The sequence below is a fragment of the Pseudoalteromonas sp. MMG007 genome (assembly GCF_018100985.1).
In the GTDB taxonomy this organism is placed as follows: domain Bacteria; phylum Pseudomonadota; class Gammaproteobacteria; order Enterobacterales; family Alteromonadaceae; genus Pseudoalteromonas.
Genome location: NZ_JAGJEI010000003.1, coordinates 1 through 12,809, shown reverse-complemented (window position 1 = coordinate 12,809; position 12,809 = coordinate 1). Strand labels below are relative to the sequence as shown.

Below are 12,809 nucleotides of genomic sequence, written 5' to 3'. Positions count from 1 at the left end.
TTTGTTATTAAGTTAATTGAATGGATATTGCAGCTCTTAATAGTACTAAATCATTAAGAAAGAACGTTCTTAGTCGGATGTGCCTTTGCTTTGGTTTCTTGTCGTTTGCATTTGCGGTCTTTAACTTAACAGCAAACAATTTTGCGCTACTGGGTTATATCGAAGTCTTCTTTTCAATTTATTGTCTTTTCACCTATATATCACTCTTACGTCGCCCATTAAGGTTTTGGCAGTCTATAGTAATGTGCGCACTTATAACGCTCATTGTTATTTTAGCGACTGCGCTTGCTACACCACATAATGGGGTATTTGTATGGTCGTTTGCATTACCTATTTTGTTTTACTTATTGTTAGGCAAGCAATACGGGGTTCTCTTATCTGCTAGCTTGCTCGTTATACAATCTTATATTTTAGGGACTAAATCGAGTCTTAGCCCGTTTACCACTTTCAATTTATCTTTAAATTTAATGTGTGTTTATTTAAGTATTTGGGCTATCTCCCACGTATTTGAAGGGAGCAGGGCACAATTTTCTAGGCGCCTAAGAAATTTAGCATTACTAGACCCGCTAACAGGCGCGGGCAACCGACTTTCTATGAACCATTATTTTGAAGTTGAACTTCAAGATAAGTCGCAACTCTATGTGTTTTTACTCGACTTAGATTTTTTTAAGGAAGTAAACGATAAGCATGGCCATGCAGTAGGCGATCAGGTTTTAGTAGAAGTCGCTACTTTACTTAGGGTGGCACTCGGTCGAGGTTATGTGTTTAGAGTAGGAGGGGAAGAATTTGCTTTATTTAGCTCTTTTTCAGACAAAGAGGCTGCTCTTAACGCAGCGGAAAAAATAAGAGCAGATATTGAAAGCAAACAATTTGATATTGATGGTTTAAATATTAACATTACCACCAGTATTGGTATTGCCAAGTTCAGAAGTAGTAATTCGCTTGAAGAGCTTGTTAATCAAGCAGATAAACAACTTTATAAAGCTAAGCGCTACGGGCGCAATAAAGTGTATTGTAAGTTTAAAAAAGAGCCCGCGCTGGATGAGTTAACCGCTTAGCTTTATTTTTAGTACATTTGTTCAAAGTTTGGAATACCATTTTCCCAAATTGGTTTGTCTTTTCCTAAGTGTTCTCTAACCGCATCAAAAAATAAACGGGTTCTTACCGGTAAATCACGATGTGGATAAACCGCATACATAGCACTAAATTCCATTAGTTTTACATCAGTGAGTATGGGCACTAGCTTTCCTTGCGTTATTTCGTCACCAATAATAAATGCAGGCGCTACAAAGTAAGTGGTGCCAGAGAGCGTTTTCATTAATAATGTTTCCGCATCGTTTGCTCTAAACACACTTTTTATTTTTTGCTCGCACTGCTCACCCTTGCTATTAAAGTAATCAATCCCTTCTACCCTAATTGAGTTACTGGCATAACTTGCAGCGGGTAATTGAGCTAAATCTTCCATGGTCTTTGGCATACCGTATGTTTCTATAAACTCAGGGGCAGCTAAAATAAGTAAGCGGTTACGTGCAATCTTACGAGCAATAAGGGAGGAGTCTTTTGGCTCGCCCACTCTAAATGCTAAGTCAAACCCTTCTGATACTATGTCTACTAACTTGTCGTCTAAACGTAACTCAACTTCTACTTGCGGAAAGCGCTTTTGAAAATCGTTAAGTACAGGTTGCAAATAACGTCTGCCAATAAGCGTGGATGAGGTAATTTTTAACACCCCACGTGGCTCTAAATGATAATTTTCGGCCATGCGCAAGGTTTCGCCAAGCAGCTCTCTTAATTCACTGGCTTTTTTAATCATTTCGGCGCCTGCCGCTGTGAGCGAAAATGAACGGGTGGTGCGGTTTAATAGCCTAACCCCTAACTCATCTTCTAAGCGGCTAATTTGTTTAGATATAACAGAGCGATCTATGTTGCGAATTTCTGCCGCTTTAGCAAAAGAGCCTTGTTCAACTACTTCGAGCAACATTAAAAGCCGGCTTGTTGTATCCATTGTGACACCTTGAATAAGTTATTGATGCCATTTTGGCATTAATGAATTTAAAAATCTACGGTTTTTGTACACGCGTTTAATCCGTATTATGCAAGGCTAATCAACAATGGAGCGTCTTCATGAACAAACATCTAATTGCTGCTGCACTTACTGCGGCAACATTAACACTTGCAGGTTGTGCTGATGAGAGCACAGCTCAGTCAGCCCCCGCACAGCAACTTCAACCGATTGATGTAGCACAGGTGCTTGTTAAACCAGTACAAAGCTGGCACACATACACAACACGTTTAGAGTCTCCACAAGAAGTTGCTTTAATGCCGCGTGTATCAGGTATTATCGATAGCATTGAATTTAATGAAGGCGATGTGGTTAAGCAAGGCGATGTGTTATTTCAATTAGATGCTCGTCCATTTAAAGCAGTTGTAGCAAGCTTAAAGGCGCAAATTACAAGTGCAGAAGCGGCGCTTGAACAAGCTAAAAGTGAAGACAAACGTGCAGTACGCTTATTAGACCGTAAGGCAATCTCTACAGAGCAAGCACAAGCACGTACCTCAACTTTACGCCAACGCGAAGCTCAGCTTTTGGCATTAAAAGCACAGCTTACATCAGCAGAGCTAGATTTAGAGTTTACGTCTGTTGTTTCTCCTATTAATGGCATTATTTCGCGCGCCAATATTACTAAAGGTAATAACGTACTTGCCGGCCAAAGTGTTTTAACGTCAATTGTGTCAAACCAAGCTATGTATGCTTATTTTGACGTTGACGAACGTACATGGAATAGCTCGTTTAATGAGGTAACAGCTGCGAGTCGTCAACCGGTTGTAATGCAAAAAGTAGGTCAAAGTGATTTTGCATACAAAGGCTACATTAACTTTATTGATAATCAAATTAACTCATCAACAGGTACATTACGTGTTCGTGCGGTATTTAATGAAGATAGCAATCAATTACGCGCAGGCTCGTTTGCACGCATTAAATTAGCGGCTAATGAAATAAGTGAAAAAGTAATTATTCCTGAGCGCGCTATTGGTACCGATTTAAAAAATCGTTTTGTATTAACCGTTGGCGAAAACAACGTACTTGAATACAAACTCATTACTGTAGGTGAGCGATACGGCGCTTTACGTGCGGTTACTTCGGGCCTGAGTGAAGGTGATGTAATTGCAGTAAATGGCCCTGCGCGCGTAGGCCCAGGCATGCCAATCTCACCACAAACAGTAACAATTGATACAAGCGGTGTTGCATTTACATTGTCAAACGACAACGCACAACTTGTGGCTAAGCAATAAGGTTTATTGATGAAATTTTCGCATTTCTTTATACAGCGCCCAATATTTGCGGCAATGCTGTCGTTGGTTATTTTAATTGCGGGTGGTATTTCACTATTCCAACTACCAGTAAGTGAATATCCAGAAGTGGTTCCGCCTACAGTGGTTGTTACTGCCAGTTACCCGGGTGCAAACCCTACTGTTATAGCGCAAACGGTGGCAACACCACTTGAGCAAGAAATTAACGGTACTGAAAACATGTTGTATATGTTTTCGCAAGGTACGAGTGATGGCCGCATGACACTAACGGTCACCTTTGCGTTAGGTACCGATTTAGACCGTGCTCAGGTTCAAGTACAAAACCGCGTAAACAGTGCGTTGCCACGTTTGCCAGAAGAAGTACAACGTTTAGGCGTAGTTGCTGAAAAATCATCACCCGATTTAACCATGGTGGTGCATTTATATTCACCTGAAAAAACGCACGACACAGCTTACTTATCAAACTATGCTGATTTAAACATTAAAGATGAAATTGCACGTTTACCGGGTGTAGGTGATATTCGTATGTTTGGTGCGGGCAAGTACTCAATGCGAGTATGGCTAAACCCAGATGCACTTGCTGCACGCGAATTAACAGCAACAGATGTAATAACAGCGCTTCGCTCGCAAAACCAGCAGGTTGCAGCCGGTAGCTTAGGTGCACAGCCAATTTCAAACGACAGTCAATTTCAAATATTGTTAAACGTTAAAGGACGTTTAAACAGTATTGAAGAATTTGAAAACGTAATAATTAAAGTAGGTGACGAAGGGCAATTAACACGTTTATCTGATGTAGCACGTGTTGATTTAGGTCAAGACACTTACTCACTACGAGCAGAGCTTGATAACCAACCAGCACTTGCAATGCCAATATTTCAACGCCCGGGTTCAAACGCTATTGAGCTTTCTGATCAAGTGCGCGAAACAATGGCGCGTTTATCAAAAGATTTCCCAAGCGGTGTTGAATACGACATTGTGTACGATCCAACTGTATTTGTACGTGGTTCAATTGACGCGGTAATTGCCACTTTGCTTGAAGCAATTGTACTGGTAGTTATTGTTGTTATTGTATTTTTACAAACGTGGCGTGCATCGATCATTCCGCTAATTGCAGTGCCTATTTCACTTATTGGTACCTTTGCAGTAATGCAGTGGTTAGGCGTATCAATTAATACCTTGTCGTTGTTTGGCTTAGTACTGGCCATAGGTATTGTTGTAGATGACGCGATTGTAGTTGTTGAAAACGTAGAGCGTAATATTGAAAATGGCTTATCACCGCTTGAAGCAACACGTGTTGCAATGAGCGAAGTTACAGGCCCTATTATTGCTATTGCATTAGTACTAAGTGCCGTATTTATTCCAACGGCGTTTATTACCGGGTTGTCTGGTCAGTTTTATAAGCAATTTGCGCTTACAATCACAATTTCGACCATTATTTCTGCGTTTAACTCACTCACGTTATCGCCTGCACTTGCTGCATTATTATTAAAATCGCACGATGCAAAACCAGATGCGTTCACGCGTTTACTTAATAAATTGTTTGGTCGTTGGTTGTTTGACCCGTTTAACCGCGTATTTAACCGTGGTGCTAAAGGGTACGAAAAGCTGGTACAAAAACTAATTCGAATGACTGTAATTGTAATGGTTGCATATATTGCACTGGTTGGCGGCACAATTAAGTTATTTGATACCGTACCAGGTGGCTTTATTCCACAGCAAGACAAGCAATATTTAGTTGCAATAGCACAGTTACCAGATGCGGCAAGCCTTGACCGTACTGAAGATGTATTAGCGCAAATGCAACAAATTGCATTAGAAGTACCAGGCGTTGCACATACTGTTGCGTTCCCAGGCTTATCGGTTAACGGTTTTACAAATAGCCCTAACAGCGGCATTGTATTTACGCCACTTGAAAGCTTTGATGAACGTACCGACCCAAGTAAATCTGCAATGGCAATTGCGGCACAGCTAAACCAGCGTTTTGCTGCCATTGATGAAGCTTTTGTAGCGGTTTTTCCGCCACCGCCAATTCAAGGTTTAGGCACAACGGGTGGTTTTAAACTGCAAATTGAAGACAGAGCAAATAAAGGGTTTGAAGCATTATTTAATAGCTTACAAGCTGTTATCGGTAAAGCGCAGCAAGATCCTGCATTAATGGGGCTTTACTCAAGCTTTAGAATTCAAGTTCCACAAATGGATATTGATATTGATCGTGAGCAAGCGCTTATTCAAGGTATTCCACTTGATGAAGTATTTAATGCACTGCAAATTTACTTAGGCTCTGTGTATGTAAACGACTTTAATATGTTTGGCCGTACGTACCAAGTAAATGCACAGGCTGATGCTGACTACCGTAAAGATCCAGAGCAAATACTTAATTTAAAAGTACGTAATCGTGCAGGTCATATGGTGCCGTTAGGTTCTGTATTAACGGTTACACCAACCATTGGCCCTGATAGAGTAATGCACTATAACGGTTACCCAAGTGCCGAGCTTAATGGTAGCCCAGCTCCTGGTTACAGCTCTGATCAAGCACAAATTGCTATTGAAAAAGTACTCGCCGATACACTGCCATCGGGTATTGAGTACGAGTGGACAGAGGTAACGTACCAGCAAGTACTTGCTGGTAACACCATGGTTTACGTATTCCCGTTAGTTGTACTACTTGTATTTATGGTACTTGCAGCACAGTACGAGAGCTTACGTTTACCACTGGCAATTATATTAATTGTACCGATGACTATTTTCTCTGCTTTATTAGGTGTGTGGTTTGTTGGCTCTGACAACAACATATTTACCCAAATAGCGCTAATAGTGCTGGTGGCCCTAGCATCTAAGAACGCGATATTAATGGTTGAATTTGCAAAAGACAGACACGACTCAGGATTATCGCACTTAGAGGCAATACTTGAGGCATGCCGTATGCGTCTGCGCCCAATATTAATGACGTCTATTGCATTTACAGCCGGTGTTGTACCGTTGGTACTTGCTACAGGTGCGGGTTCTGAGATGCGCCACGCTATGGGTAACGCGGTATTCTCAGGGATGATAGGTGTAACCGTATTTGGTTTGTTATTTACGCCGGTGTTTTACATGCTAGTAACGAGGAAAAAAGAGAGCGCGCAGGAGAATACTCATGACTAAGTTAATGCAAAAAAGGTTTAAAACTAGCCTAACAGTCAGTGCGGTTTTAGTGGCTTCGTTTTTAGCAGGGTGTGCAAGTAAAATAGACACAATAAGCGAGCAAAAAGCGGTTAACGACTTTGTCGCTCAAGCTAATATTGCTAGTAACGTTAGCGTTGCTGATGAAACAAACTGGTGGAGAAAACTTAATTCTGATCAGTTAAATGAACTTGTTACTGGTGCGCTTGCAAATAACTATAATTTGCAAACAAGCCAGTTAACACTTAAAAGTGCATTAGCGCGATTAGGCGAGCAAAAAGCCCAATATTTACCTCAAGGTGGCGTAAATGTTGGCGCAGCTCGAAGCGATGCACCAAGCGTGTATGATCGCCAATCAAGTGCAAACGTTGCACTTGATTGGCAGCTAGATTTATTTGGTCGTATAACGGCGTTGGTTGATGCAGCAAATGCATCGGCCATGAGCCAAGCAGAGCAAGTACGTTTATTGCAAATTGAAGTTGTTTCGTCGGTGGTTAAAGGTTTTGTAAGCTATCAGGGCAATGTTGAAAAACAACACATTGTAGCGCTTCAAATAGAAGCCCTTGAGCAAAGCATTGACGTTTTACAGGCACGAGTTGATGAAGGTGTCGCTAACGAGCTCGATTTAAATCGTACTATGGCGCAGCTTAGGCAGCAACAAGCACTTATGCCAGCCATTGAGTATGCAAAATACAGCGATTTATCTGCCCTTGCAGTACTCAGTGGTAAGCTAGCGAAAGACATTGCTATTGAAAATGAGCAAAGTGTGCTTGAGCGAGATTTTAGTGTAGCACTAAAAAATGCTAACAATGCCATTGCCTTACGCCCAGACATTAGCCGCGCATTGTTTGATTTTAGCCAAGCAAACAGTTTAAGTGTTGCAGCGAGTAAAGCGTTATTACCTGATATTAGCTTATCAGCACTTGCTGGGGTTGTGAGTATAGACAGCACAGGCTTAAAAAATACCGACCAACAATGGCAAGTAGCACCGCAGTTGCAATGGTCGCTATTAAGTTACCCCGCTTTATTAGCACAGCGCGATGCGCAGCAGTTTTTAAGTGAAGCCGCTTACAGCGATTATCAACAAATAGTACTAAAGGCATTAAGTGAAAGTGAACTTTCACTGCAAATGTTAGTCAATCAAGCACAGCAAAAACGTTTTGCAGATGAGCGCTATGACTTTGCTAATAAAGCATTTTTACAAGCACAAGCAATGTATGAAGAGGGCCAAATTCCTTATCTTGAGTTGTTAGATGCGCGCCAGGATGTTTTAATGGCGCAAGAGAATGCTGTTGAAAAAACGATAACTTCACTGCTTGCTAAGGTAAATGCATACCAGTCATTTAATGGCCAATGGAGTTATGCGTTAAACGATACTACTAAGTAGAGTTATATTGATGCCAAAAACTGATAATTTACATAACTACGATATACCGCAAATTATGCGCGCTATTGTACTGCCAGAGCCAAATCAAGCAATTAACTTAGCTGATGTTGAGGTGCCTGTACCAATATGTGCAGACAACGAGCTGCTAGTAAAAGTAGAATATGTTGGATTAAATCCAGTTGATGGCCACTTTGCTAAAACAGGCTTTTGTAAATGGCAGTATCCACATATTTTAGGCCTAGATGCCGTAGGTGTTGTGGTTAAAGCCAATAAAGGTGTTTTTCCAAATGTTGGCCAGCGCGTCATGTGGCATGCCAACATTGGTGAGCAAGGGGCTTTGAGCGAATACACTAAAGTACCTAACTTTGCAGTGTCGGTTGTACCTGATGAACTGAACCCGGCTATTGCAGCTACATTACCGTGTGCGGGGATGGCTGCACTTATTAGTTTAGATAAAATTGATATTACCGAGGGTGATACGGTTTTGATCGAAGGTGGCTCAGGTGCCGTTGGTCAATTTGCGATTCAATACGCCAAGCAGCGCGGGGCAGATGTATTTGTAACTGCATCAAAGCGTAATCATAAATTGGTTAAACAACTAGGTGCTGACGCTGTTTTTGATTACAACGACAAAAAGTTGTGTGAAAAAATACGCCGCGAGCTTGGCCCGCAAGGCTTTGATGCTGTTATTGATACGATAGGTGGAAACACAACGCTTCGTAACATTGAGCTTATGCGTTTTTGTGGACGAATTGCTTGTTTAAATCCGCTGCCAAATTTTGAGCAAGACTTAATGTACCATCGAGCACCAAATATAAGCGTAGTGTCAATTGGCGGCGCATGGCTTGCTAACAGTTTGTGTGCGCAGCAACGCTTAAGCTTTATGGGCAATTTATTACTTGAAGGGGCGGTTAATGGCGACATTAAACACCCAGACATAACGCCTGTAGATTTTAGTGCTGAGTCGGTATCGCAAGCGCTTAACAAACAACTTGCAGGCGGCTTTACTGGCAAGCAAATTGTTAAAGTTGCTCGATAAACAACCTAAAAAGTTAATTGCAAACGCAGCCGTATTTGGCTGCGTTTTTTTATGCCTTTAAAAAATACAAGCATAATGGCGAACATTTCATCGTTTTATCCTTTATCCATACAAAATTTATATATTTCAGAGTACAGGTGTAAGCCTTTTTGTTTCAACAGTTTACGTCTTCGTAAAGAAAATAAATTGAAAAAACTGTTAATTAATTGAATAGAGTAATTGATCTAAACGATTTTTTATGACGTAATGTAGGTATTATTATCTGGTCGGATGAGTTTAATCATGAGTTTACGTACAAAACTAAAAAAAGTATTACCAAGTATTTCAATCACTGAACAAGAAGCGTTAGACGCAGGCGATGTGTGGCTAGAAGGGTCTATCTACCAAGGTAAACCGGATTTCAGCGCATTACGCGATGTACCTGCAGCTACACTAAGCGCAGATGAGCAAGCATTCCTTGACGGCCCAGTAAAAGAGCTACTTGGTATGATTGACGATTCAGTTATCCAAAATGGTATTCACTTACCAGATGACATTTTAGAGTTTTTGAAAAAAGAGCGTTTTTTCTCGCTTATCATTCCTAAGTCGTTTGGTGGTTTAGAGTTTAGCCCTTATGCAAACTCTACAATCGTGGCAACTATTGCAACTAAAAGCTCAGCAGTTGCGGTGACCGTAATGGTTCCTAACTCGTTAGGCCCAGGTGAGTTATTACTTCACTTTGGTACGCAAGAACAACAAGCACATTACTTACCACGCCTAGCAAATGGTACAGACATTCCATGTTTCGCGCTTACAAGCCCAGAAGCGGGTTCTGATGCGGGTGGTATTCCTGATGTGGGTACTGTTACTAAAGGCTTATACAACGGTGAAGAAGTTCTTGGCCTTGAAATCACGTGGGACAAGCGTTACATCACACTTGCACCAATCGCTACGGTACTTGGCTTAGCTTTTAAGGTTGTTGATCCAGATGGCCTACTTGGTGGTAAAGAAAACCTAGGCATTACTTGTGCGCTTATTCCAAAAGAGCACCCAGGTGTAGAGCTGGGTAACCGCCATGACCCTATGGGTATTCGTTTTTACAACGGTACTACACGTGGTAACAAAGTATTTGTACCAATGGACTTTATTATTGGCGGGCAGAAAAACATCGGCCGTGGCTGGCAAATGCTGGTTAGCTGTTTAGGCGCTGGCCGTGGTATTTCTCTACCTGCGCTAGGTGTGAGTACTTCGCAAGTAGCATTTAAATCAGCATCTGAATACGCAGCAGTGCGCGAACAGTTTGGTTTAGCCATTGGTCAATTTGAAGGTATTCAAGAAAAGCTAGCCGACATTGCAGGTAAAACATACCTACAAGAAGCAATGCGTGTACTTACAACTGAAGGTTTAGGCATGGGCTTAAAACCATCAGTAGTAACTGCAATTGCTAAATACCACATGACAGAGCTTGGCCGCGACGTGCTAGATTCAGCTATGGATATTCAAGCAGGTAAAGCGATTCAAAACGGTCCACAAAATACATTAGCAAGTGGTTATGTTGCTCAGCCGATTGCCATTACGGTAGAAGGCGCGAATATTCTTACACGTAACCTAATGATCTTTGGTCAAGGTGTAATGCGTTGTCACCCATATTTACAATCTATGGTTGAATCTATCCATAGTGAAGACAAAGGCGCAGATAAAGAATTTAACGGCATTTTACGTAAAACAATTGGTTACAGCACAGCAAACAGTTTACGTGCGTTCCGTTTAGGTGTTTTACCATTTACTGCAAGCGCTAACTCTGATTTACCAGAAGTACGTGAATACGAAAAAGCAGTGCACAAGTTATCAGCTAAATTAGCGGTTTATGCAGACTTCTCGTTACTTGTACTTGGCGGTAAGTTAAAACAAGCAGAAATGCTTTCTGCACGTTTAGGCGATGTTATGAGCTTTTTATATGCGGCAATGGCATCAATCAAATACTACGAGCAAAAAGTAGCAAGTAGCGAGCGTGAGCAAGCAGCGCCATACTTCCATTACGCAACGCGTTTTGCACTACAAAGCGCTGAAGAAGCACTGCATAAGTTTTTAGATAATTTCCCTGCAAGTGGTACTCGTAAGTTTATACGTTTTGTAACTATGAACTACTCAACTAAAATGCCAAAAATTAGCGATGACTTAATTCGCGAATTAGCTAAGCAAGCCCAGCTTGATACTGCATTTAAAGCGCAAATTACGCATTTAGTTAAACCAGTAGAAGGCGATGGTCATTACATTAATGAGCAAGCTTACAAAGCTAAAATGGCATCACTTGGTGAGCTGGCTAAAGTTAAAAAAGCATTACGTGCTAGAACAATTAAGCCAGGTGCGCGCTTTAACATCACGCTTGATAACGCACTAGCTGCAAACGTAATCACGCAAGCTGAGCACGTTCAGTTAATTGATTACAACATTAAACGTGAAAAAGCGATTCGTGTAGATGAGTTCGATTTTGACATGAACCTACTAGATGACAACGCACAACCAGTTAACCCACTTAAAAGTGTAGTTAACCAATAACATTAAATTCAATAATGCAAAGCGCCGGCGGTATCGGCGCTTTTATTCATGATTAAAAAATTAGTGTGGAGCCTCGTTTGTTTAAAACCAAGCGGGGCTTTTTTATGTATTTTTTAAAGTAGAGATAGATAGCGGTATTGATTTGTAAGCGAGTATGTATGTGCAGAGGTTTAAAAGAGGCACTTATAATCTTGAAAAAGGGCTAATAACTCCGTTGGCACCTTGTTGTAGTACATGGGTATAAATTTGCGTAGTTTTAACATCAGAATGGCCAAGCTGAGCTTGAACAGTTCTTATATCGGCGCCATTTTGCAGCAAGTGAGTAGCAAAAGAGTGTCTTAATGTATGAGGTGTTATTATTTTTGTTAATCCTGATTTTTGGACAGCTTTTTTAACCTCTTTTCTAATACAAGAGTGATGAAAATGATGTCGTCTTATTTCACCACTTTGAGGATCTGAACTTAATATATGAGAAGGAAATAAATATTGCCACGCAAGCGATTTTGCGGCACTTGGATATTTTATTGTTAAAGCATATGGCATCCATACGCCAGAATATTTAGTATTATCCAAATCCAGTTTTAAATAGTCATCAACGTTCAAAATTTGATTTCTCAGCATAGGAATTAACTCTGTGGCCAGCGTAACAATGCGGTGTTTATTACCTTTTCCATTCCATACTTGAATGCATTTATAATCAAAATCAATATCTTTTACTCTTAATTGCACCGCTTCCATTACTCTTAAACCACTTCCATACATAAGGGCTGCAATTAAATAATAGCGCTTATTTAAATGAGCCATCAACATTTTAACTTCCTCTGGGGTCATCACTACAGGGAGCTTTGCTTGTTTTTTACTACGGGCAAAATTTAAATTTAATGAGAGTTCTTTTTTTATTATGTGCTTGTATAAAAATGACAATGAATTGAGTGCGGTGGCTTGCGTACGTGGTGCAACGTTTTGCTTTAACACTAAATGTTCTAAGTAGCGTTCGACTTCATTGTCCCCCATTGAGGCGGGATGGCGTTTATTATGATAATGGATATAAGATGCAATCCATCTTAGGTAGGTATCTACGGTGCGTAATGAATATTGACGAACTAGCATATATTCAGCTATGTAATTTAAAAATGGGGAACGTGTTTTCATACTATCACCAATAACAGTGCTGTTTTTATATACAGTATAGTTGTGATGCACACATATTCAAGAAAATGAGCGGCGAGCGCATTTTCTCTTTTATTGAGAGTTTGAATGCTAATAAAAAATTATATATAGCAATGTGTTAAGTTATTTGATAAAAATGATTTATAAAATATATGAGCGTATCGTCGGCATAAATATGCGCGATGAGCGCACTATTAAATT

8 protein-coding genes are annotated in these 12,809 nt (G+C 40.6%); 6 read left to right on the top strand and 2 right to left on the bottom strand.

Annotation, left to right across the window (positions count from 1 at the left end; translation table 11 throughout):
- The first annotated feature begins 20 nt into the window (after positions 1-20).
- On the top strand, positions 21-1,058 hold the full coding sequence (locus tag J8L71_RS05675) for a GGDEF domain-containing protein (protein ID WP_247655212.1): 1,038 nt from the start codon (positions 21-23) through the stop codon (positions 1,056-1,058).
- Between the two features lie 8 nt (positions 1,059-1,066).
- On the opposite strand, the gene J8L71_RS05670 is transcribed toward J8L71_RS05675, so the two are convergent.
- Entirely contained in the window at positions 1,067-2,005 is a 939-nt protein-coding gene (locus tag J8L71_RS05670; protein ID WP_210999674.1) for a LysR family transcriptional regulator, read from the bottom strand.
- 119 nt (positions 2,006-2,124) lie between these two features.
- Between J8L71_RS05670 and J8L71_RS05665 the strand changes: the two genes are divergently transcribed.
- The 5 genes from J8L71_RS05665 (at position 2,125) to J8L71_RS05645 (ending at position 11,438) form a co-directional block, all read left to right on the top strand.
- Positions 2,125-3,294: an efflux RND transporter periplasmic adaptor subunit gene (locus J8L71_RS05665; RefSeq protein WP_210999673.1), complete on the top strand. Its 1,170-nt coding sequence runs from the start codon at positions 2,125-2,127 to the stop codon at positions 3,292-3,294.
- Between the two features lie 9 nt (positions 3,295-3,303).
- Entirely contained in the window at positions 3,304-6,456 is a 3,153-nt protein-coding gene (locus J8L71_RS05660) for a multidrug efflux RND transporter permease subunit (RefSeq protein WP_210999672.1), read from the top strand.
- Positions 6,449-7,861 carry a TolC family protein gene (locus J8L71_RS05655; RefSeq protein ID WP_210999671.1) on the top strand — a complete coding sequence of 471 codons (1,413 nt, stop codon included), beginning with the start codon at positions 6,449-6,451 and terminating at the stop codon, positions 7,859-7,861. The genes J8L71_RS05660 and J8L71_RS05655 overlap by 8 nt, the downstream gene beginning before the upstream one ends.
- Before the next feature lie 10 nt (positions 7,862-7,871).
- Positions 7,872-8,900 (top strand): zinc-binding dehydrogenase, encoded by a 1,029-nt coding sequence (locus tag J8L71_RS05650; RefSeq protein ID WP_210999670.1) that lies wholly within the window; start codon positions 7,872-7,874, stop codon positions 8,898-8,900.
- A 282-nt stretch (positions 8,901-9,182) separates the two neighbouring features.
- A complete protein-coding gene (locus J8L71_RS05645; protein ID WP_210999669.1) occupies positions 9,183-11,438 on the top strand; it encodes an acyl-CoA dehydrogenase in 2,256 nt (751 codons plus the stop codon).
- Between the two features lie 183 nt (positions 11,439-11,621).
- Here the strand turns inward: J8L71_RS05645 and J8L71_RS05640 are convergent, their stop codons facing one another.
- The gene (locus J8L71_RS05640) at positions 11,622-12,590 is read right to left on the bottom strand and encodes an integron integrase (protein ID WP_210999668.1); all 969 of its coding nucleotides are present in this window, start codon (positions 12,588-12,590) and stop codon (positions 11,622-11,624) included.
- Positions 12,591-12,809 lie beyond the last annotated feature (219 nt).

Bases quoted from the DNA above. Each gene is read 5' to 3' on its own strand.
- J8L71_RS05675 (WP_247655212.1), top strand. From the start codon at position 21: ATGGATATTGCAGCTCTTAATAGTACTAAATCATTAAGAAAGAACGTT.
- J8L71_RS05670 (WP_210999674.1), bottom strand. From the start codon at position 2,005: ATGGATACAACAAGCCGGCTTTTAATGTTGCTCGAAGTAGTTGAACAA.
- J8L71_RS05665 (WP_210999673.1), top strand. From the start codon at position 2,125: ATGAACAAACATCTAATTGCTGCTGCACTTACTGCGGCAACATTAACA.
- J8L71_RS05660 (WP_210999672.1), top strand. From the start codon at position 3,304: ATGAAATTTTCGCATTTCTTTATACAGCGCCCAATATTTGCGGCAATG.
- J8L71_RS05655 (WP_210999671.1), top strand. From the start codon at position 6,449: ATGACTAAGTTAATGCAAAAAAGGTTTAAAACTAGCCTAACAGTCAGT.
- J8L71_RS05650 (WP_210999670.1), top strand. From the start codon at position 7,872: ATGCCAAAAACTGATAATTTACATAACTACGATATACCGCAAATTATG.
- J8L71_RS05645 (WP_210999669.1), top strand. From the start codon at position 9,183: ATGAGTTTACGTACAAAACTAAAAAAAGTATTACCAAGTATTTCAATC.
- J8L71_RS05640 (WP_210999668.1), bottom strand. From the start codon at position 12,590: ATGAAAACACGTTCCCCATTTTTAAATTACATAGCTGAATATATGCTA.